We start from the raw sequence: 21740 nt of genomic DNA on the forward strand, positions 1-21740 counted from the left end.
GTGCCAGCTTTGGTTGAAGTACTGCACCGGTCCACCACCAGCGGTTTCCCGGGAGGATCTCGATGCCTACTTACGCCTACGCCTGCAAGGATTGCGGCCACGCTTTCGATATTCAGCAGTCATTTTCTGATGACTCTCTGACCATCTGCCCTGAGTGCGAAGGTCTTCTTCGCAAGAAGTTCAACAGCGTCGGTGTTGTATTCAAGGGGTCCGGCTTCTACCGTACTGACTCACGTTCCGCTTCATCGTCCGTGGAAGCCGGTGCCGGTTCGCCGGCAAAAGCAACGCCCGCTGATTCTCCGTCCGCAGCCTCCAGCGACAGCAAGTCTGCCGACAGTTCAGCACAGGCAGGAAGCACACCAGCGAAAGCACCTGCGGCGGCGTCAGCCTAGCCACTCATCCTGCACAGCCCGCGTGATTGGAGCGAGTTCTCCACATAGCGCGGGCTGTCTGCATTAACCAGCGGGCCGCTAAATACCGTGGACAGTATGAGATCTTCTCCCACCAAAGCGCAGCCGCTGAAAGCCCGGTTCAATTCATTCCTGTTCCGCAAGCGCCGTTTGCTGGCGGCAACGGTCCTGTGCGCAGCTGCCGGCATCGCGGTGGAAGCGTTGCTCCCGGACGAACCCGAAATGGTGCAGGTTGTCGCTGCGACCGCAGACCTGCCGGTCGGAAGCGTTCTGACCTCCGGCCAGCTGGGTCTCATTGACGTTCCGAGGGAATCCGTACCACGTCAGGCATTTGATGCGCCAGAACTCGTCGCGGGGCAACAGTTGGCCGCACCGGTCCCCGCCGGAGACATCATCAGCAAGAATCTACTCGTTGGCGCCGGACTTCTCGCCGGGATGCCGGAAGGCACCGTCGCCGTCCCCCTGCGGCCCGCCGACCCATCCACGGTCCAGCTGCTCTCTGCGGGCCAGCATGTGGACGTGGTGCTGAGCACCGGGAACGGTTTCGAGGTAAGCGCGAAGAACACCGTACTGGCCAGGAATCTGGCAGTCCTGTGGACGTCGCAGGACGCTGCAGCCGGCCCGTTTGGAGCGCCAGCTGGGGGAACAGACGCGCTAGTTGTCGTCGCAGCAAGTCCCGAAGAAGCGGCGTCGCTGGCTGGCGCCTCATCCAACGGGCAGGTTCACCTCGTCCTGACCTCGGGCGCCAGTTAGTCCGGCCGTGTCGAAGCTCGCTCCATTCTGCGCTGCTAGCTCCAGTGTGGTGGCTTCTGTTCCTTCAACCAGTCGTCGTGGGAGCCGTCGCTGTCGTTCCAGGACCGCGGCTCATCTTCAGCCGCGCGCTGGGGAATCACGTCACCGTGCGCTCCAGACGTTGTCGACGCCGCTGTGCTGGGCTGGGCAGCCGGTGCGTGAGCAGGATCAGGCTCGGCGCCGTCGTGGCCTGTGCCTTCGCCCGCCAGCTCAGCATCGGCCCGCGGCTCACCGTCACCAGCGGTTTCCGGCTCGCTTTCGAATGATGAGTCCAGGCGCGAGTTGTCCACGGGTTCGTCCGATCTGCCCGTCACGGGATTCATCTCCAATTTCTTTTCGAGACCCAGGTAGCCGCCGATTAGATCGGCGCAACCTTCAGGGTCGGTGAACACTTCAATGGTCCACAACGGCAGGTAGCGCCAGCCCATACGCTCAAGCAACTGTGGGCGGAGGCGACTGCGTTCGCGGACGGTCAACCCGCGGTAGCGCGCCGTGCCATCGGATTCAATTGCCATGGGCGGGACGTAACCACCCGGATCAGCGCTCGGCGCCGCGGTCAGTGGGTCCCCGGTCGCCACGATGTCGAGCACGCCCGCGTGATGGCTGGATACCTGCGCCCCGCGCGAACGGAGCCGCTCGACAAGATCAGCAACGAGCGGATCCTCATTGGCCGGATTCATGGAGCCGGCGGCGCGCTGCGGACCGCCCTCGGCCAGTTCCCGGCAGAGCATCGCGTAAAAGTCCAGGGCCCCGGTGCCGAGACGCTCAGGGTCGAGGTCTTCCGGCCTGAAGCAGGTCAGTACGTGCTGGATGTACCGCGCCCGCGTCATCGCGGTCACGAACTTCCCCCGACCGTCAGCCGCAGACAGTGGGCCAAAATTGTGCAGGGCCCTGCCATGCGGAGTGCGTCCAAATCCAAGCGAGAAAATCACGGCATCGCGGGTCAGCCCGGCAGCGCGGTCGATGGGCACCACCCGGAAGGATTCCCTCCCAGGCTTAAAGAAGTCAGCCGCCCAGGGCGCATCGGCCATCTGCAGGCGCACCGCCTCACCAACCCGTTGGGCGTGGCGGGCACTAGCGGTGACAACGGCAAGGGAGTAGCTGGGTCGCTGGCGGATGTGCTCGAAGACCAGATCCACCGCCCTGGTGACTTCGGCAGCGACGCTCTCAACGCCGTCGTGATCTGAACTAGGCATCCCGGTCCCATTGGGAAGGTACTCGACCGTCAGTGCGCGCCGGGTGCTGGTGACCTCAGTGCCGGTGGGAAGCCTGCTCAGCTCACCGTCGTAGAACCGCTCGCTGAGGAAAGCGGTGAGGTCGCTGTCCGGCCCCCGGTAGACCTCCCGCAGGGAGAGCGCCGGGAGCACTGCACCCAGCGCGGTGTAAGCGCTCGGGAGGTGCTCCGTGGAACTGCGGCGCTCCTCCTCCACCGCTACAGTGAAGCTACGCGGCCCGCCGAGACGGTCATCGCCGAAGGCAATGACCTGCCGCGAGCGCGCGAGCGCCGGAACCACAGACTGCAACGAAATGGATTCAGCATCCAGCACGACGACGGCGTCGAAAGTCTTCCCCTCGGGAAGCACCAGCGGCAGCACCAGCGGGCTGGCAGCCCATACCGGCATCAGGGCGGTGACAAGTTCATCGGCCTGGACGGACAGTGCTTCCAGGGTCGGCTTCCCACTGCGCAACAGTTCCCGCATCTGCTCCGCCTCCGCGGGCATTGTTTCGAGCGCTCCGCGCCAGCGCTCTGAAAGCGCCCACCGGATCCGGCCGGCACCGGAGGCTACATGTGCGTTGTCAGCGAGGCGGTACTCTGCTTCAAGCTTTCGCAGGCTCTCGCCGTCGGACATTGCCAGGTAGTCATCGCCGCTGATCATCGCTTCCAGAGCCGATTGCCACCACGCAAGCTCCAGCTCCGCGCCGACCTGCTTCGGACCGACTTCACGGGCAGCCAGATCATCCAAGAGCTCACCCAGGCCGTTTTCGCGCATCTCGTCGATGAGCAACGTGCGCTCGGGCAGCGTGGCGAGGCTTTCCTTGTCAGCAGCGAGTGCCCGCAACCGTTCGATGAGCGCATCGAGGCGCATCGCCCCGAACTCGGGAGCATCTGCAGTGCCCGCAAGAATAGTGGTCAACTCGCCGAGCTGGGCGTCGACCCTCCTGTGGAAGGAGTTGATCTCAGCGAGGCCGGTAGGGACGGACGGGTGCCGCTCGGTGGTGGCGTACCTGGTCCACAGCGTGCGCTGCTCCTGAACCTCGATCAGGGACTGATGGAGGTCGGCGATGTGCACCCCGGGGCGGACGTATTCCTTAGCTACCCGCCGCAACCGCGAGCGGGTCATTGAGCTCATCTCGATGGTGCGTTCACGGCGCCAGGTCGAGGAGGCGGTAGCCGAGATGAGGTCAGTCACCGGGCGGTCGAAGATGTCAGGCGTGAACTTGTCGAGGCTCGCGCGCACCGCAACCAGGAGGTCGAGCTGTCCGCCCCACTCTTCGAAGGTCGATCCCAGCTCAATGTGAGAATGGTGAGCGACAGCGCGCACCTTTTCCTGGAGCTCCGGAATGTCACGCGCCAAGTCGACGGCGAGGCTGTGGGCGTGCTCGGTCTCCTTGCGGTTCCTGAGCTTCGACCCGTACCAGGGGCTTGACGTTGCTTCCCTGCTGAAGCCACCCAGCTCGGCGGCGCGGCGAAGCCGTGCGGCAAGCTCATCCCGGTTGGGGATACTGTCCATCACGCTGCGCTTCAATCGCACCGTTGTTGCCGGTGCGGGCGTGAGCGAAGTCAGTTCCGCCAGGGACTGCATCGCCTGGTACGGCGAGCAACCCCACCGTGAACGGACGTTGTGAAGCGACCGGACGTGGTCCAGCAGCTTGTGCCTGTGCGCGACGAGGGTCTCATGCAGTGAATCCAGCTTCGGCTTGACCGCCTTCTCATTGCGGACGATCGCCCGAACCAGCTGGTCCTTCAGCTGCTCCGGGCTGCCGTTTGCACTGAGTTGAAGCACCAGCGAGCCCAGGTTCAGCGCATCGAGCTCCTGCACGAAATGGTTAAGAGTCCCTCGGCGTTCCGCGACGACGAGCACGCTCTTTCCCTGTTCGGCAAGCGCTGCGGCTGCGTTGAGGGCGGTCTGCGTCTGGCCTGTTCCAGGAGGGGATGAAACAACTACCGAACCCCCCGCAGTGACGGCGTCAAGTACCCGCTGCTGGCTCGGGTCGGCGTCGAGGATGAGGAACTCGCTTGAGGGATGCCTGTCATCCAAGGGTGTTCCCTGGGCCGGCGGTTCCGCTTGGGATGGAGCGTCGATCCCCTCCCTCGCGGCATCCATGAGCGCTGAGAGCAGCGGGTGCCTTGGGTCGATTGCGGCGTCGGAGCCCACATCGGCAAGGTCGGCGAAGGTCGAGACCAGAATGTGGTGCTCGACGGTCATTCCGCGAACGTTCTCGGTGAGCTGACGCAGCCGGTCCAGCACGGGGTGCGGATCGAACCGCGCGGTGCTGTAAGCAAGGTTCGCGACGGCGTCGGCATCAAAACTGATGCCGTGATCCTTGTGCAGGGTCCGCACCAGCGCGGGGTTCAGTTGTGCCTGTTCGGTCAGCTGAAGTTCGTAGTCGTCCTGTGATCCGTGCACAGTGAGCGCTACAGCCGTAAGCAGAACGGGTGCTGTGAGAGAGTCTGTGCGTCCGTCGTCGTGGATTGACCGCCAGGAGGCAGTGCCTGCGGCGACGTAGCCGACGTCGATGCCCCGCTCCGAGGACAGCTCGTACACCTTTGCGCGCAGCTGCCGCGCAGCCTTCATGGCTGCACTGTACTGGTCTACGTCACGCAGCAGCGTGGACAACCGTGTCCGCCGACCGGCGAGCAGCTGGGCGAGGCCGGAGGGGTGGGCGTGCGTGAGGTCGATGCTGTTGGCGCGCGACGGCGTGAAGTGGAGCAGCGTGTCAGCACCGGCATGCGGGCCAAGCCTTCGCAGCCACGGGATCAGGAAATCCTCTGCGGAGTCACCGGCGTCCTGCACTGGCACGGTTGTCCTCTTCCCTACGGCCTCGCGACCTGATCTTGACCAGATAGGCATGTCTTCCAAGCTAGCCGACGCTGCTCGCCACCGGCTGTAAGCAACGCGGACCAGCCCCGAATTTTCACCCCTGTCCCTGTGCGGGGACAGCAGTCAGCGGACCGCTACTCCCACTCGATGGTGCCCGGGGGCTTACTGGTGACGTCGAGGACGACCCGGTTGACGCCGTCGACCTCGTTGGTGATGCGGTTGGAGATGCGGGCGAGGAGGTCATACGGTAGCCGCGACCAGTCCGCCGTCATGGCATCTTCGCTCGAAACCGGGCGGAGAACGATCGGGTGACCGTACGTGCGGCCGTCGCCCTGGACGCCTACGCTGCGGACGTCGGCAAGGAGGACTACTGGCATTTGCCACACCTCGTTGTCGAGCCCGGCAGCGGTGAGTTCGGCGCGGGCGATGGCATCTGCGCGGCGAAGGAGGTCCAGGCGCTCCTGATTGACTGACCCCACGATGCGGATGCCCAGTCCTGGTCCAGGGAACGGCTGGCGACCGACGATCTCTGCTGGCAGCCCAAGCTGGGCGCCTACCGCACGGACCTCGTCCTTGAACAGTGTCCGGAGCGGCTCCACGAGTTCGAACTGCAGGTCTTCAGGCAGGCCGCCCACGTTGTGGTGGCTCTTGATGTTCGCGGCGCCTTCTCCCCCACCGGATTCGACGACGTCGGGGTAGAGGGTGCCCTGCACAAGGAACCGGATCTTCTCGCCGTGGGCCTCGGCGTCGGCCATGATGGCGCGTTCGGCTTCCTCGAAGGCGCGGATGAATTCGCGGCCGATGATCTTGCGCTTCGTTTCGGGATCCTCAACCCCCTCCAGAGCGTCGAGGAAGCGCTTCTGCTCGTTGGCGACGTAGAGGTTCACGCCGGTGGCCGCAACGAAGTCACGTTCGACCTGCTCGGCCTCCCCCTCGCGCAGCAGACCGTGGTCAACGAATACGCACGTGAGCTGGTCCCCGACGGCGCGTTGCACCAGTGCAGCGGCCACCGCAGAATCCACCCCTCCGGAGAGCCCGCAGATCACCCGTGCGTCGCCAACCTGATGGCGGATACGCTCCACCTGCTCCTCAACGATGTTGCCGGTGGACCAGTTAGGGTTCAACCGTGCGCCTTTGAAGAGGAAGTTCTCGAGCACCTGCTGGCCGTGCGCGGAATGCTTCACTTCCGGGTGCCATTGGACGCCGTAGAGCTGTTTGCCTTCATGGGCGAATGCTGCGACGGGCGCGCCTGCGGTGCTCGCGAGCACGTCAAACCCGGCAGGTGCTTCCTGCACCGAATCGCCGTGGCTCATCCAGGCATTCTGGTGGTCGGGAGTTCCCTCAAGGATTGACCCGGCGCCCGGGGAGACCACGACGTCGGTGGAGCCGTACTCCCGCAGCCCGGTCCTGGCGACGGTACCGCCAAGCGCGGAGGCCATCGCCTGAAAGCCGTAACAAATGCCGAGAACCGGTACACCGGCGTCGAACAATTCAGGATCGACGCGGGGCGCTCCTTCGGCGTACACGCTGGACGGTCCGCCGGAGAGGATGATCGCGGCAGGGTTCTTCGCCAGAATCGCTTCGGTGCTGAGGGTGTGGGGGACGATCTCCGAGTAGACGTCCGCTTCCCGCACCCTGCGCGCGATCAGTTGGGCGTACTGCGCACCGTAATCGACAACGAGGACCGGCTGGTGTTCTGGAGCGGAAGCGGGGGTAGTCACGCGTCAACAATAGTGGTAGAGGCCCGGCCCCCGCACATTGATGTTTGCCGGTTGCGGCTAGTACCTCGACTGCGCTTCGGGGTGGGCCGCCAATTCCTGCTCAACCCTGGCGTGAATGCGCTTCTCCACGATGAAGGAGAGCAGCGGCACCACCCCGCCCAGCGCAATCAGGACGAAGCGGGAAAAGGGCCAGCGCATAAGCTGCCACAGCCTGAAGTCAGCGATGAGGTAGACGACGTAAAGCCAGCCGTGAACGATCAGCACGGCCGTGGACAGGTTGAATCCGCCTGCGCCCGCAAGCTGCGACTCGTGGACCAGTCCGAGCACCCCCGCCGAACCTCCGGCTACGATCTCGGAGCGGAATCCGTACTTCGCCACCATCTCCACCACGACCAGCAGCAGCATGACGCCGGTTGCGTAGGCGAGCACCTTATAGAACCCGAGCGCCGAAAGGATCTGGGCGTGCGTACCGCCGAAACGGCGTTTCTTGATTCCTGGGGGCTGGGCGGGGGTGGTCACGTTCTTACCTCGTCATTATCTTGGGTGCGGTCCGGATGGTCCGGTGTTGTTCTGCGTGCGTTGTGTTCGTCGCGCTCGTCCTGCTCGTCTTCCAGCCTGCGCCGGTGGTCATCAGCGACCAGGCGCCACCACAGGAAGAACGCGAAACCAGCGAAGACGAACCACTCGACGGCATAGAAGATATTGAGCCAGTTCACCGGGGTTTCCTGCGGCTGCGGACCGACGGAAACGGCTTCCAGCGGTGCGCCAGCTTCAACAGCCCGACCCTCCACCGAGGTCTCGAATGAGACAACGAACCCCGAATAGACGGTGGGGACATCCCACCGGTTGATCAGCTCGGCTGCGGACAGCGTGGGAACCTGTCCCTCGACCGGCCGCTGGGCAACCGGGGCTTCCGACGGGAGCAGACGGCCCATGACCGTGGCGTCACCGCTCATCTCCTGGACCGCCGCAGCTGATTCGGTATCCGGGATCCAACCGTGAACTACCGGTATGACGGCGCCGGGCTCACCGCCGCGCTCGACTTCGAAAGCCGAGACAACCCAAAGCCCCTCCCGCTCCCCCTGCAGACGGTCCCCCACCAGAACGCGGGTGTCCGGCAGGAAGCTTCCCTCCATGCTGATGATCTGGTCAGCGACGGTTGCCATCATGGGAGTGCCCGGCTCGAAGACGTCCTCGAGCGGCGTAACCTGCTCGGTGGTCGAAGACGGCGGTGGTGCTGAATCCTGTGAGCGCGAGAACTGCCACTGACTGAGGAGGACGAAGGTCGCGGCAATAGCCATGGCGAGGATCAACGCAAGTATCCATCGCGGCTGGAGCGCGGTCTTCAACACCCGTTAACGGTACTTCCTGCTCGTTGAGGGACCGAATCCCCGCGGCTTGCCGCCCGCCTGCAGAGACCAAAATCACGTTCGACCGCTGGATAAATAACTGATTGGGAAACATCTATCACTTGAGGTGATTTAGGTCTAGGATTGACTCTCGTGCGCTCGTACCCCTACCCCGATCCAGGCCCTCCCGAGCTTCGCTCACCCACCCGGTTCCTGCTGTGGCTGGCTTCGAAGCAGAAGGGCACGCTGGCTGCTGCCATCCTTCTTGAGACGCTCTTGATGGTCGCGCAGGCCATCGTTCCCTTCGCGCTGGGCCGTGCCATCGACGAAGGAGTCATCGCGGGTAGTTCTGAAGCACTGTTCATGTGGGTGTGGGTGCTGATCGGCCTGACCATCGTCCAGGCCGCAGCCGGGATGTTGGGGCACCGGGCAGCGCTCAGCAACTGGATGCAGGCTGCGTTCAAGAGCATCCGGCTCGTGGGTTACAAGATCACCAGGACCGGGGACGCGCTTCCGCAGAAACTCTCCACCGGCGAAGTGGTTTCGACTGCCGCCTCGGATGCAACGCGCCTCGGCGAAATTTTCTATATCGGTGCGCGTTTCGCAGGCGCGCTCGTATCCTGGCTCGTTGTCTGCGTGCTCATCACCTTCAGTTCACCCATGCTGGCAATTGTCGTACTGGTGGGCGTGCCCGCCTGCTGTGCGCTCCTCCTGCTTGTCGTCCGGCCGCTGCAGGCCCGCCAGCGGGAACAGCGCGATGCCTCAGGCAAGATGACTGCCGTCGGCGCGGACACCGTCGCAGGTCTGCGGGTTCTCCGCGGCATTGGCGGGGAGCACATCTTCGTGAACCGGTACCGCGAGCGCTCCGCCGAAACGCGCGACGCCGGAATCAGGGTTGCGCGCTCGCTCGCAACCCTCGAGGCGTCACAGGTTTTTGTTGCGGGAGCGTTCAGCGTGGTGTTCACCTGGGTGGGGGCCACGCTCGTACTCAGCGGCGAGATTGAACCCGGCCAGTTGGTTGCATTGTTCGGCTATTCCATCTTCCTGATGACACCCATCCGGACGGCTGCTGACGGCGTCTCCCACGCAATCCGGGCCCACGTCGGTGCGCGGAAGATCATCAACGTGCTCTCGGTCGACTCAAACGTGTCCGACGACGGCACTGCTCCCGCGCCGTCGGGCCCCTCTGCCCTCGTTGACGTCTCCAGTTCGGTCGTGATCCAGCCCGGACGCTTCACTGCCCTGGTATCCGCTGATCCCGCGGGTACAGCAGAACTTGCCACGCGTCTCGGCCGGTTTGATGATGCGGTTCTGCGCGAAGCAGTTGTCCGTTGGGGTGAAGCCGCGTTGCATGAAGTGCCGCTCGATGATGTCCGGAGCCGGATCATCGTGAGTGAAGCAAGCCCCCAGTTGTTCACGGGAAGCCTTCGAAGCCAGCTCGACCCACACGGAAACCACGACGACGCCGTCATCCTCGCGGCGCTTGAAACAGCAAGCGCACTGGATATCCTCGACGGCGTGGACGGCGGGCTCGACCACGAGGTGACCGAACGCGGCCGCAGCTTCTCCGGAGGTCAGCGCCAGCGCTTGGTCCTCGCGCGGGCGCTGCTGAGCGATGCTGAAACCCTGGTCCTCATCGAACCAACCAGCGCAGTCGATGCACACACCGAGTCCCGGATTGCCGCACGGCTGGGAGCGGCACGCAGCGACGAAGGGCAAACCACCGTCGTCGTTACCGCAAGCCCGTTGATGCTCGGAGCAATGGATCACGTTGTGTTCCTGGAGGATGGCCGGCTCTGCTCCCAAGGAACACACCAGGAACTCATGACCAGTACGCCTGCCTACCGAAACGTGGTGATTAGAAGTGAGTGATACCCAGATCGCTTCCCAAAACCAGAAGACTACCCAACCCGGGGAGCAGACTGCGTCCGGAAAGCTGCCCGTAGCCGACGCCCGGGCGGTGAAGACGGAGTCATTCAGGCTGATCCGCCGCCATCGCGGCGGACTCAGCAAGGTGGTGATGTTGTACGTCGGTTCGGCCGCCGCGGGGCTGGTGGGCCCGTTCATCCTGGGTGTCGTGGTGGACGCGGTGGTTGCAGGGACAACGTCCGGTTTCATCGCGTCGATGTCACTGTTGATGCTCGCGTTCCTCGCCGTGCAGGCCATTCTCCGCAAGTTCGCGGTGAAGGCCGGCATGGTGTTCGGCGAGACTGTTTTTGCCGAGCTCCGCGAGGACTTCATGGCGCAGGTGACTTCCCTTCCACTCTCGACGGTGGAAAAGGCGGGCACCGGCGATCTGGTCTCCCGAACGACCAACGACGTCGACTCCGTTTCGCACACCGTGCGCTTCGGGGTGCCGCAGGTTGTTGTCTCGGTAGTGACGATCATCATCACCCTGGCCGCTGCGGTCCTGACGTCTCCCGTGCTGTCCATTGCGTTGCTCGTCGGTGTTCCGCTGCTCTATCCGGCCACACGCTGGTACCTCAGGCGCAGTTCCGCCGGCTACAAGGCCGAGCGCGAGAGCTACGCCGTGGTCAACGGTTCAATCACCGAGACCATCGAAGGTGCGCGCACTGTCGACGCCCTCGGTCTCGGCGGACTGCGCAGGAACCGGATCGACGACTCGCTGGGGGGCTCGTTCCGCGCCGAACGCTATACCCTGTGGCTTCGCTCGATCCTCTTCCCCGCCGCTGACACTGCCTTCTGGCTTCCCGTGTCCGGTGTGCTCCTCTGGGGCGGCTGGCTCGCTTCGACCGGTGCGGTGACTCCGGGTGCGGTTGCAACGGTTGCCCTGTTTGCAGTGCGCCTGATCGATCCGGTTGACCTCCTGATCATGTGGACGGACGAGATCCAGGTGGGCGCAGCATCGCTGGCCAGAATCATCGGCATCAAGGATGTTCCCTCCGACCGGACGGCAACAGCCGCCCAGCCGGACAATGAGGACATCCTGGTTTCCGGTGCCCGTTACGCTTACCGCCCTGGCCATGACGTACTGCATGGGGTGGACCTCCAACTGCGCCGAGGTGAGCGCCTCGCCATGGTGGGGCCTTCCGGTGCGGGCAAGTCCACTCTCGGGCGCCTGATCGCCGGGATCCATCCCCCCACGGCCGGTTCGGTCACGGTTGGCGGTGTACCCCTTGTGGACCGCCCGCTCGATGCGCTGCGCCGCGAGGTTGCGCTCGTGACCCAGGAGCACCACGTCTTCGTCGGTTCGCTGGCGGATAACGTCCGGCTGGGGAAAGCCGATGCAACCGGGCAGGAGATCGAGAAAGCACTCGACGACGTCGGTGCCCTGGGGTGGGCCCGCGCGTTGCCTGCCGGACTGGAGACAGAAGTGGGTTCGGGCGCCTACGAGCTGACGCCCGCACGCGCCCAGGAGGTTGCACTGGCGCGGTTGGTCCTGGCCGACCCGCACACGCTCGTGCTCGATGAGGCAACTTCCCTCATCGACCCGCAGGCTGCCCGTGACCTTGAGCGCTCCCTGAGCGCGGTGCTGGAGGGACGGACCGTCGTCGCCATTGCCCACCGGTTGCATACAGCGCACGACGCCGACCGGGTTGCGGTCGTGGAAAACGGCAACATCACCGAACTCGGGTCACATGACGAACTCCTGGCGCTGAATGGGTCCTATGCCTCACTCTGGCGTTCCTGGCGGACGGAGTAGCCCCCGCGCGGGACGGGTGCTCAGCTGTCAGTGGTCAGCGTCAGTGGTCAGCGTCAGTGGTCGAAGAACACCAGCGATGAGTTGATGAGTTCGCTGATCACTTCGGCGTCGTGCGCGCGCCGCAATGACTCACGGAAATTTTCCTTGAACAGCGACCGCGCGAGGGTGGCCAGCACCTCAAGGTGCTCGGAGTAGGATGCCGCGGGCGTTGCGATCAACAGGACGAGCGTGGCCGGACCATCGAGTGCGCCGAAGTCGAGGCTGTGGCCGTAGCGCGTAACGCCCACGGCTATGGATGTCTGGGCAACGTACTCGCTGCGTGCGTGTGGAACGCCCACGCCGCCAGGGAGCCCGGTGGCCATCTGGTGTTCGCGGGCATTGACCTGTTGAAGGAACCGATCAAGGTCCGTGATCCGGCCGCAGGCGAACAGTCGCTCAGCAAGCTGGGCTGCGGCGTCCGCCTTATCCGCGGCAACCATGTCGAGGACCACCATCTGCGGGGTGGTCAGTTCGGTGTCGTGCAGGTCGAGCGGGGTCACAGCCGGCCTCTCACAATGTGAAACGAAGTAAACGTGCCGGGCGGGATGCGCCGGTAGTCGGTAGGTCTTCAGCTTAGGGGGACGATGTCCTCGACCCCCATGCGCGCGCTGTCCGCCGATTCGTCGTCGGGCTGTTCCTGGCTCAGCCTTTCGGCTTCCACCCGCGCGACGTAGTGCTTGACCTCACGGTCCACCTGCGCCTCGCTCCAGGTCAGGTAAGGCGCCATCAGCCCGGCGACGACGGGCGCGGCCGAGACGCCGCGGTCCCAGGACTCAATGGAGATCCGGGTGCGGCGGGTGAGGACGTCGTCAACATGACGGGCGTCCTCGTGGGTCACTGCGAACACCACTTCGGCGCCCAGGTAATCGTCGGCTCCGGGCAACGGCTCGCCGAGCTCGGGCTTCTCACGGATGAGCGCGACGATGTGCTCGGCCTGGGTGCCGTAACGCTGCAGCAGGTGCTCGACGCGGGCAACATGCACCCCCGAAGATTCGGCGGTCCGGGCGCGCTTGTTCCACGCGGCCTTGTACCCCTCGGCGCCGAGGAGCGGAACGGTTTCAGTGCAGCTGCTGGGCACACGCTCATCCAGCGCACGCGTAGCCTCATCAACGGCGTCCTTCGCCATCACGCGGTAGGTGGTCCACTTTCCGCCGGCGACGACGACGAGTCCCGGCACCGGATGGGCCACAACGTGTTCGCGGGAGAGTTTTGCGGTCGAGTCATTTTCACCTGCCAGCAGCGGCCGCAGCCCTGCGTACACGCCCTCAACATCCTCACGGGTGAGCGGCCGTTTCAGGACCTTGTTCACATGCTCGAGGATGTAGTCAATGTCTTTCGACGATGCAGCGGGGTGGGCCTTGTCCAGGTCCCAGTCAGTGTCTGTGGTTCCGATGATCCAATGCCGGCCCCAGGGGATGACAAAGAGCACCGATTTCTCGGTGCGAAGAATCAGACCGACCGTGGACTGGAACCGGTCACGCGGGACCACCAGGTGAATGCCCTTGGAAGCGCGTACCTTGAGCTGCCCGCGGTCTGTCACCATGGCCTGGGTTTCATCGGTCCACACGCCCGTGGCGTTCACGATCTGCTTGGCCCGGATGCTGAATTCCTCGCCGGTCTCCTGGTCCTTCACCCGAGCACCGACCACGCGTTCACCCTCGCGGAGGAAATCGACGACAGATACCCGGTTTGCGGCTTTGGCCCCATACGCGGCGGCGGTACGGATCATGTTCACCACGTACCGGGCGTCATCCACCTGGGCGTCGTAGTACCGGATCGAGCCGACCATGGCGTCGTCCTTGAGGCTGGGGGCCGCGCGAAGCGTTCCTCTCCGGGAGAGATGCTTGTGCATGGGGACACCGCGGGAATTGCCTGAGCTCATGCTCATGGTGTCATACAGCATGATCCCCGCACCGACGTAGGGCCGCTCAATGAAGCGCTTGGTCAGCGGGTACAGGAACGGCACCGGCTTCACGAGGTGGGGTGCGATCCGCTGGATCAGCAGCCCCCGTTCCTTCAATGCCTCCTGCACCAGGGCGAAGTCAAGCATCTCCAGGTAGCGCAGGCCGCCGTGGATCAGCTTGGAGGAGCGGGAGGATGTGCCTGACGCCCAGTCCCTCGCTTCCACGATTCCGACGTCGAGCCCTCGGGTCACTGCGTCCAGAGCGGACCCAACGCCGACGACGCCGCCTCCCACGATGAGGATGTCCAGTTCCTTGCCGGATTCAGTGGATGCTTTGAGTGCGGCGAGTGACTCTTCTCGCTGTTGTGGGCTGAGGGCGCCTTTAATCATGGCCGGATCCACCTTCGCTGTAGCCGGTTGGTCCCCCAACTCTAGGCAATCAGCCGTTGGAAAGGTAGGGCGAGAGAACTACCTCGACCCGCTGGAATTCCTTCAGGTCCGAGTAGCCGGTGGTTGCCATCGCGCGGCGCAGGGCACCGATCAGGTTGGAGGTTCCGTTGGTGTGGTGGGACGGGCCCCACAGCACCTCTTTCAGCGGTCCGACCATGCCAACGTTCGCACGGTCACCACGGGGAAGCTCATCATGGTGCGCTTCCTGTCCCCAGTGCCAGCCCTGGCCGGGAGCTTCCTCGGCGCGGGCCAGCGCAGATCCGAGCATGACGGCGTCAGCACCGACGGCGATTGCCTTCACGATGTCACCGCTGGTACCCATACCGCCGTCGGCGATGACGTGGACGTAGCGGCCACCGGACTCGTCAAGATAGTCACGGCGCGCGGCGGCGACGTCCGAAATGGCTGACGCCATCGGTGAGTGGATTCCGAGGGCGCGGCGGGTCGTCGTCGTCGCTCCCCCGCCGAAGCCCACCAGGACCCCTGCAGCACCAGTTCGCATGAGGTGGAGTGCGGGCGTGTAACCGGCCGCGCCGCCGACGATCACCGGAACGTCGAGTTCGTAGATGAACTGCTTCAGGTTGAGCGGTTCCTCATTCTTGGAAACGTGCTCGGCGGAGACTGTGGTCCCGCGGATGACGAAGATGTCAACGCCAGCGGCAAGGACCGTCTTGTAGAACTGCTGGGTGCGTTGCGGGGTGAGGGCCCCGGCAACGGTCACGCCGGCGTCGCGCATTTCAGCCAGGCGGCTGGTGATCAGTTCAGGCTGGACCGGGGCCTCGTACAGCTCCTGCATGCGTCGGGTGGCGGTCGGGCTGAAGGTCTCGGTGGACAGCCCGGCAATCTCTTCGAGCACGGACGTTGGATCCTCGTACCTGGTCCAGAGTCCCTCGAGGTTAAGGACACCGAGCCCGCCAAGCTTGCCCATCGCGATAGCTGTTGCCGGGGACATCACGGAGTCCATGGGAGCCGCGATCACGGGCATCTCGAACTGGTAGGCGTCAATCTGCCACTGCACTGAGACGTCGTGAGGATCGCGGGTGCGCCGCGAAGGCACCACCGCAAGGTCATCAAGGGAATACGCCCTGCGTCCGCGTTTTGCTCGGCCGATCTCAATCTCGTAAGTCACTGCACAAGGTTATCCCAGCGGGGAGAAGTGCCCATCGCGGCTTGCGGCAAAGCACTTTAGAGTCAAAACATGACAAGTGAGTTGATTGGCGCAAATCCCGAACAGTTGCGCAGCCTTGCCCAATCGATGGGGACCTCCAGTCAGACCATCACCACCGCTGACCAGACCATCACCGCTCTGTTGAACGGGATCCCATGGAACGGCCCTGACGCCGCCGGGTTCAAGAACAGGTGGCACACCACCATCCGGGTGCAGCTCAACCAGAGCGCCTCCATGCTGGAACAGCAGTCCCGACTCCTCGTCGATCAGGCCTCCCAGCAGGAAAGCACGAGCAACGACGACGGCGGCGGAAGCGGCTCGGGCGGTACCGGTGGCTCCGGTGGATCAGGAGGCTCGGGAAATCCCGACACCACGCCCGCCGGATCCAGTGAAGACCTCGATGGGCAGGGTCTTTTGGACCTGCTCGGCAACGGGTTTGGAGACCTCGGCGCCTTCCCGCCGTACCAGATCGCTAACTGGGTGGCATCAGCGGGCGGCCTCGGCGCCGAGCGCCTCCTGACCGCCATGGCTCGGGCTGATTTGTTGACACCCAACTTCGGGGTTGCTCCCGGCGTCGGGTACATCCGCGGAACCCAACTGCTCAATGGCCTGAACCTGGCCGGGAAATTTGCCGGTGGCTTGAGCATTCTCACCGGGCTTGGGCAGACCTACCAGGGAATCCAGTCCGGCGATGGCCACGTGATTGCCGACGGCGCCATCACCACCATTCTGGCAGCGGGCAGTCTTACGCCTACCCCTGCGGCTCCGTTCTTCGCGGCTGCCTCCCTGGTGTGGGCCGGCGCCCAGTTCCTTTCCGGTGACGTCCCCGTCACCGAAAGAATCACCGATTTCGCGTCCGACGCCGGTGATGCCATCTCCGATGGAGCTGACGCTGTGGCGGATGGAGCAAAGGACGCATGGAATTGGGCGTTCGGATAGTAGCGTCGTGTCACGGAAACTGCCTGTAACCACCAACCCGGGAGAGAGCATTGACCACCACTGAACCGCTACAGCTGACTGAACACGAAATTTTGGCGCTGCTCGCGTTCAACGACGGCGAATCAACCGCAATCACCCGGGAGATCTTCCGGTTGACTCCGCAAGCCGAAAACGAACAGCTGGTCAAAGCTGGCATGACCACGCTGCTTGTCCGCAGGCTCGCGGAAATCAACAGCGGCGACCTCATTGTGCAGGGACCGGCCGAGTTCCTCACCGCAGTGATGGCAACCGCTGGAGAATGGCTTGAAATCGCCCTGGTCACTCCGGCGGACAGCCACGTGATGTTCGCCGTCTCATCTGCTGGCGGAGCCTTCGTGGCGAACGTCAACGGTGACGGAACCCATGGGCTTACCCCGCTGAAGAACGAGCAGCCCATCCTGCACTTCGGGATCGACGCCGCAACACACTACCTTCAGAACCCTGAGCAAAGCCGCCCGATGGCCGTTCAGATCAAGCATCACGGGCTCGACGCTCAGGCCAGGACCGCCAACCTCATGGTCGACGAATCAGGGGTGTGGCACCTCGCCATTGGTGAAGGCGATGACCTGGTGAAGGAAGTTGTGCCCGAGGCGGAGGCACTCAATGCATTCGAGAGAGCCCTCGACCTGGATGAAGGGACCGTTGCGCCAGCGTGATCCAGAATCCACGCCCGCTCGAATACTGGATGTCACCGCAGCTTGGCCAGGCAGGGCACGGGTCGCAGAGCGTCCTCAGGCGAATGGCGCTCAACGACGCCCAAAGCAAGGCGACAGGCCTGATGATGTACTTCTGGGCTGCCTGGCTGCTCCTGCTCGCTGTAGTGCTGGCGTTCTTCGTTCCTGCAGCCGTTCTGTACGCAGCCGTTCCCGGCCTCATGCTCGCGTTGTTCGCCGTTTTGGCTCACCTTCGCCGGCGCAGCCGCGCGGTTCCTTCACACCGGTTCCCGGCGTCGTCCCGCGCACCCCGGACGGTGCGGGGAGCTTGGACGGGCGTCGCACTGGTGGCAGTGGGTATTTCGGTAATTCTGGTGGTAGTAATGCTCTCCGGCCAGGCAGACCTGAGCGCCGGATCCGTGGCTGGCGGAGTTGCCGCGTTGATTTTCCTTACAGGCCTGTTTATCGGCACGCTTGTCATTCCGGCGTGGCGCATCGAGAACTCGGACAGGCTCTTCCGGGAGCGGGTTGGGAGTGATGCCCGCCTGCGCCAGGAGTTGGAGGCCATGGCGCAGACGTACAACGATCCCAGCGGGCGGCTGCCCTTTGGGCCGCTCTAATCACTGGAAAACACCATAGAAACCAGAAACTGCCCTTACCCGTGGATCTGTCGCTTCGAACCGGCAGACCTGCAGGTAAGGGCAGTTTCTGTGCGTGGGGGCTACTTGCTCCCGTAGTTCGGGGCTTCCACAGTCATCTGGATGTCGTGTGGGTGCGATTCCTTCAGGCCGGCAGCGGTAATCCGGACGAACTTCCCCTTGGCCTTGAGCTCCCCGATAGTGCGTGCACCCGTGTAGAACATTGTCTGACGAAGGCCGCCGACCAGTTGGTACGCGACTGACGAGAGGGGCCCGCGGTAGGCCACGCGCCCCTCGACGCCCTCTGGGATGAGCTTGTCGTCGCCCGTGACGTCAGCCTGGAAGTAGCGGTCCTTGGAGTACGAGGTGTTCTTCCCGCGGGTCTGCATGGCGCCGAGCGAGCCCATGCCCCGGTAGGTCTTGTACTGCTTGCCGTTGACAAAGATCAGCTCACCTGGAGCCTCGGCAGAACCGGCCAGGAGCGAGCCAAGCATCACGGTGTCGGCACCGGCAACCAGCGCCTTGCCGATATCACCCGAGTACTGGAGTCCGCCGTCGGCGATGACCGGAACGCCCGCTGGAATTGCCGCCTTGGCTGCCTCGTAGATTGCGGTGACCTGCGGAACGCCGACGCCGGCAACCACGCGGGTGGTGCAGATGGAGCCGGGGCCCACTCCCACCTTGATGCCGTCCGCACCGGCGTCGATCAGTGCCTGCGCTCCTTCACGGGTGGCGGCCTGCCCACCGATGATGTCGACGTGCGCGGCGGATTTCTCGGCCTTGAGCCGGGCAATCATTTCCAGCACACCGGCGCTGTGGCCGTTGGCGGTGTCAACGAAGAGCGCGTCCACTCCGGCGTCGACCAGCGCCATGGCGCGCTCCCAACCGTCGCCGAAGAAGCCGATTGCCGCGCCAACGCTGAGGCGGCCGTCGTCGTCCTTGGTGGATAGGGGGTACTGCTCGGCCTTGGTGAAGTCCTTGACGGTGATGAGCCCGCGGAGAATCCCAGCGTCATCAACCAGGGGAAGTTTCTCGATCTTGTTCTTGCCGAGGAGGCCGATTGCGTCATCCCCGCTGATGCCCACATGGCCCGTGATCAGCGGCATCGGGGTCATGACCTCGCGAACCAGGCGATGGGGAAATTCATGCTCGGAGACGAACCGGGTGTCGCGGTTGGTGACGATGCCGAGGAGCTTTCCCCCGCCGTCGACCACGGGAAGGCCGGAGACCCGGTAGTGGCCGCAGAGGTCGTCGAGTTCCTTGAGTGTTTCGTCGGGGCCAATGGTGACCGGGTTGGTGATCATGCCGGACTCGCTGCGCTTGACGCGGTCCACCTGTTCCGCCTGGTCAGCTATTGAAAGGTTGCGGTGAATGACGCCGAGACCGCCCTGGCGCGCCATGGCAATCGCCATGCGGGCTTCGGTCACCGTATCCATTGCCGATGAAAGCAGGGGCGTCTGGACTGTGATGCGCTTTGACACCCGCGACGAAGTGTCGGCTTCCGAAGGAATGACGTCGGTGTGGCCGGGCAGGAGCAGTACGTCGTCGTAGGTCAGGCCGACAAAGCCAAAGGGATCATGGGGGGTCGACAGTTCGCTCAACGCGGCGCCTCTTTCGCGGGGTATGGAGGACGTACAATCGGCTTCGATCAGCCGGTTGTGCGGCTTCAATCTTAGAACGAATGGCAAAGCAACTCTATTCCGGGATGGCCTGCCAGGGGCGCCCACGGAACGTTGAATGCATCACATCGCCCCGTCAAGCAGCGCTGAAACCCGTTCGTCAAACGTGCGTTGCATACTACGGATGTACGTGGCGCTGAGGTGGTTGTCATCCATATAGACCAGGACCTTTCCGATAACAGGCCGGCACATGCCCTCCGGACAGACTAGATCGGTCATGTCGAGCACGTGGAGTCCGGGATAGCGATCATCAAGTCCGGCAACGGGATTCTGGGGGGCCAGTTTGTCACCCACCGGCGCCGCGCACTCAGGGGAATCGGCGCCGTTACGCTCCACGCATTCTGGGACCTTGAAGGGATAGCGCGGGTTGTCGCGGATGGCCACCACCTCAGCTCCGTTGCCGGTCATTTGGCGGACGGCGTCCTCGTATCCAGATACCAGGAGGTCTTCAGGGCGCGTGTGATGTGACGACGAGGCCACAGTGAAAACAACGTCAGCATCAATACTGTCGAGGTACTCCAAAGCTGCAGAGTTCCAGTCCTCGCAGCCCTCGAAGTGCACCCCGATGGGAGCGCCGAACGGACACTGGCCCTTTCGAAGCACCACCAGGTCCCAGTTGTTCCGCTTAGCCAAGGGCTCAATGGCGGCGACCCACTGCTGAGGGTGAGAGGCCCCGACCACCACTGCGAGACCGCTTGGGTCGGCCACGGTTGCTTCAGTGCACCCGGCCTGCAGGATCCCGAAATCCGAGGCGTTCCTTTCGTTGGAGCAAGCTTCCTTGAGCCAGACCCACTCCTGGTCGAGTGCAGTCATCGCCGGCACCAGAGGCGCTTCAGGATCTCCGGCGAATACAAACCCTGGCCGTAGCGATGCCGCCCCTGGGTTATTAGCGTCGGAGCCCTTGCCTGCCGCCCATACCTGTAACTGCCACCCCCCGAGCGGCACACTGACGCATAGCGCAGCAGCAGCAATCACGACGGCGGAACGGCGCCTCTTCTTTTCGGCCCACTTGAGGGAACGCAAGGGCTTGTCGATGAAACGGGTGGCGGCCAGAGCAAGTGCTACCGAGAGCAGGATTATGGCGGCACCGGAGCGGGGCCCTGCTTCCTGCCTGTCCATCACGACGAGGAAAATCACCAGCAACGGCCAGTGCACAAGGTAGAGGGCGTAGGAGGCGTCGCCGAGGGCTACGAATGGTTTTGAGCGAAGAAGGCGATCCACCCCGAAAGGACTGCCGGAGGAACCGGAGATTAGCACCGCGGCAGCTGCAACGGTCGGCCAGAGGGCCACATAGCCAGGAAATTGCTGTTCGACGTCGAGCACAATACCCACCAGAAGCATCGCCACAATGCCGCCCCAGCCACACACCACCCGCATCACTACGGAAAGTCGGAACCAGGGCAGGAGAAGGGCAATCAGTGAACCGAGCGCGAACTCCCAGAGGCGTGTCCGGGTGTCGAAGTATGCGAAAGACTGGTTGGTGAGCGTCTGCCATACGGAGAAGGCCAGCGACGCAATGAATATTAGTGAAAACATCCATATCAGCACTGAACGCGGCTTGAGCTTCCACCTGGCGGACGCCAGTGCTGCCACAGCAAACAATAGCGGCCACAGAATGAACACCTGCCCTTGAATTGACAGCGACCAGAAGTGCTGGAAAGGACTCGCGGTGCTGTGGTCAGCCGCATAATAGTCAACCGAGTTGGCGGCAAGCAGCCAGTTCTCGTAGTAGAAGAGGGCGGCCCAGGCCTCATCGAAGACGGACTGCCATCGAGTCTGGGGAACCAGCAGGAAGACCCCTGCGAGGGTGGCGACAATGGTGACCGACGCGAGAGGCAAGAGCCGTTTGAAGATGTGTGCCCAGTACCTAAGCAGTTCGAGCGGCCTCTGCGACTCGACCTTCCGTGTGAAGGAGAGCGTGAGGAGGAATGAGGAAATCAGCAGGAACACATCCACGCCGCCCGACACACGGCCGAGCCAGACGTGGTAGACGACGACCATGAGAACGGCGAGCGCGCGCAACCCCTGGACCTCGTGGCGGTAACCGGGTTTCTTTACCGTCTCCACTGGAACCCCTGATGGGTCATTGAGGTGTCTGGGAGCCATAGAGGATACCTTCCGGGCCAGGGGGAAGCACGTGGTCGGACCCGCCAGCGATTTGTCCGGCGGGATGGCAAAAAATTCAAGGTCGGGTGCGCGCAACCCAGGCGGTTCCGGTCTTCCCGAAACCGCCGGGCATAGGAGCGCCCCGCC

General features: G+C 63.8%; 16 protein-coding genes. 7 read left to right on the plus strand and 9 right to left on the minus strand.

All coding sequences use genetic code 11. The features are described 5' to 3' along the window. The first annotated feature begins 62 nt into the window (after nucleotides 1-62). Together ACWA1U_RS15630 and cpaB are read left to right on the plus strand one after the other, a co-directional pair. Nucleotides 63-392, plus strand: coding sequence for an FmdB family zinc ribbon protein (locus ACWA1U_RS15630; protein WP_463723073.1), 330 nt, complete (start codon nucleotides 63-65; stop codon nucleotides 390-392). A gap of 96 nt (nucleotides 393-488) precedes the next feature. Next, nucleotides 489-1163: a Flp pilus assembly protein CpaB gene (gene cpaB, locus ACWA1U_RS15635; RefSeq protein ID WP_463723074.1), complete on the plus strand. Its 675-nt coding sequence runs from the start codon at nucleotides 489-491 to the stop codon at nucleotides 1161-1163. Nucleotides 1164-1198: 35 nt separating this feature from the next. Here cpaB and ACWA1U_RS15640 read toward each other — a convergent pair whose 3' ends face one another. The 4 genes from ACWA1U_RS15640 to ACWA1U_RS15655 all read right to left on the minus strand — a co-directional run bounded on the left by ACWA1U_RS15640 (nucleotide 1199) and on the right by ACWA1U_RS15655 (nucleotide 8318). Beyond that, complete coding sequence (locus ACWA1U_RS15640; protein WP_463723075.1) at nucleotides 1199-5275, minus strand: DUF4011 domain-containing protein; 4077 nt, start codon at nucleotides 5273-5275, stop codon at nucleotides 1199-1201. A 104-nt stretch (nucleotides 5276-5379) separates the two neighbouring features. Beyond that, nucleotides 5380-6966, minus strand: coding sequence for a glutamine-hydrolyzing GMP synthase (guaA, locus tag ACWA1U_RS15645; RefSeq protein WP_463723076.1), 1587 nt, complete (start codon nucleotides 6964-6966; stop codon nucleotides 5380-5382). A 57-nt stretch (nucleotides 6967-7023) separates the two neighbouring features. Then, entirely contained in the window at nucleotides 7024-7485 is a 462-nt protein-coding gene (locus ACWA1U_RS15650) for a DUF3817 domain-containing protein (RefSeq protein ID WP_463723077.1), read from the minus strand. Next, complete coding sequence (locus tag ACWA1U_RS15655) at nucleotides 7482-8318, minus strand: SURF1 family protein (RefSeq protein WP_463723078.1); 837 nt, start codon at nucleotides 8316-8318, stop codon at nucleotides 7482-7484. The genes ACWA1U_RS15650 and ACWA1U_RS15655 overlap by 4 nt, the downstream gene beginning before the upstream one ends. Before the next feature lie 150 nt (nucleotides 8319-8468). Between ACWA1U_RS15655 and ACWA1U_RS15660 the strand changes: the two genes are divergently transcribed. Next, nucleotides 8469-10187, plus strand: coding sequence for an ABC transporter ATP-binding protein (locus tag ACWA1U_RS15660; RefSeq protein WP_463723079.1), 1719 nt, complete (start codon nucleotides 8469-8471; stop codon nucleotides 10185-10187). A 7-nt stretch (nucleotides 10188-10194) separates the two neighbouring features. Then, nucleotides 10195-11979, plus strand: coding sequence for an ABC transporter ATP-binding protein (locus tag ACWA1U_RS15665; protein ID WP_463725067.1), 1785 nt, complete (start codon nucleotides 10195-10197; stop codon nucleotides 11977-11979). Nucleotides 11980-12032: 53 nt separating this feature from the next. On the opposite strand, the gene ACWA1U_RS15670 is transcribed toward ACWA1U_RS15665, so the two are convergent. From ACWA1U_RS15670 to ACWA1U_RS15680, 3 genes are all read right to left on the minus strand, one after another. Further along, nucleotides 12033-12518, minus strand: a complete 486-nt coding sequence (locus ACWA1U_RS15670) for a PTS sugar transporter subunit IIA (protein ID WP_463723080.1) — start codon at nucleotides 12516-12518, stop codon at nucleotides 12033-12035. A gap of 68 nt (nucleotides 12519-12586) precedes the next feature. Next, nucleotides 12587-14311, minus strand: a complete 1725-nt coding sequence (locus ACWA1U_RS15675) for a glycerol-3-phosphate dehydrogenase/oxidase (protein WP_463723081.1) — start codon at nucleotides 14309-14311, stop codon at nucleotides 12587-12589. A gap of 49 nt (nucleotides 14312-14360) precedes the next feature. After that, a complete protein-coding gene (locus tag ACWA1U_RS15680) occupies nucleotides 14361-15500 on the minus strand; it encodes a GuaB3 family IMP dehydrogenase-related protein (protein ID WP_463723082.1) in 1140 nt (379 codons plus the stop codon). A gap of 69 nt (nucleotides 15501-15569) precedes the next feature. On the opposite strand from ACWA1U_RS15680, the gene ACWA1U_RS15685 reads away from it, so the two are divergent. From ACWA1U_RS15685 to ACWA1U_RS15695, 3 genes are read left to right on the plus strand one after another with little or no spacing between them, the layout of a single operon-like run. Next, nucleotides 15570-16478, plus strand: a complete 909-nt coding sequence (locus ACWA1U_RS15685) for a hypothetical protein (RefSeq protein WP_463723083.1) — start codon at nucleotides 15570-15572, stop codon at nucleotides 16476-16478. A 50-nt stretch (nucleotides 16479-16528) separates the two neighbouring features. Beyond that, a complete protein-coding gene (locus tag ACWA1U_RS15690; RefSeq protein ID WP_463723084.1) occupies nucleotides 16529-17173 on the plus strand; it encodes a hypothetical protein in 645 nt (214 codons plus the stop codon). Next, on the plus strand, nucleotides 17170-17790 hold the full coding sequence (locus tag ACWA1U_RS15695) for a hypothetical protein (protein ID WP_463723085.1): 621 nt from the start codon (nucleotides 17170-17172) through the stop codon (nucleotides 17788-17790). The genes ACWA1U_RS15690 and ACWA1U_RS15695 overlap by 4 nt, the downstream gene beginning before the upstream one ends. Before the next feature lie 101 nt (nucleotides 17791-17891). Here the strand turns inward: ACWA1U_RS15695 and guaB are convergent, their stop codons facing one another. Together guaB and ACWA1U_RS15705 are read right to left on the minus strand one after the other, a co-directional pair. After that, nucleotides 17892-19400, minus strand: coding sequence for an IMP dehydrogenase (gene guaB, locus ACWA1U_RS15700; protein ID WP_463725068.1), 1509 nt, complete (start codon nucleotides 19398-19400; stop codon nucleotides 17892-17894). Between the two features lie 150 nt (nucleotides 19401-19550). After that, complete coding sequence (locus ACWA1U_RS15705) at nucleotides 19551-21593, minus strand: acyltransferase family protein (protein ID WP_463723086.1); 2043 nt, start codon at nucleotides 21591-21593, stop codon at nucleotides 19551-19553. Nucleotides 21594-21740: the final 147 nt, after the last annotated feature.

This window comes from Arthrobacter sp. TRD_SC_6 (assembly GCF_055361185.1).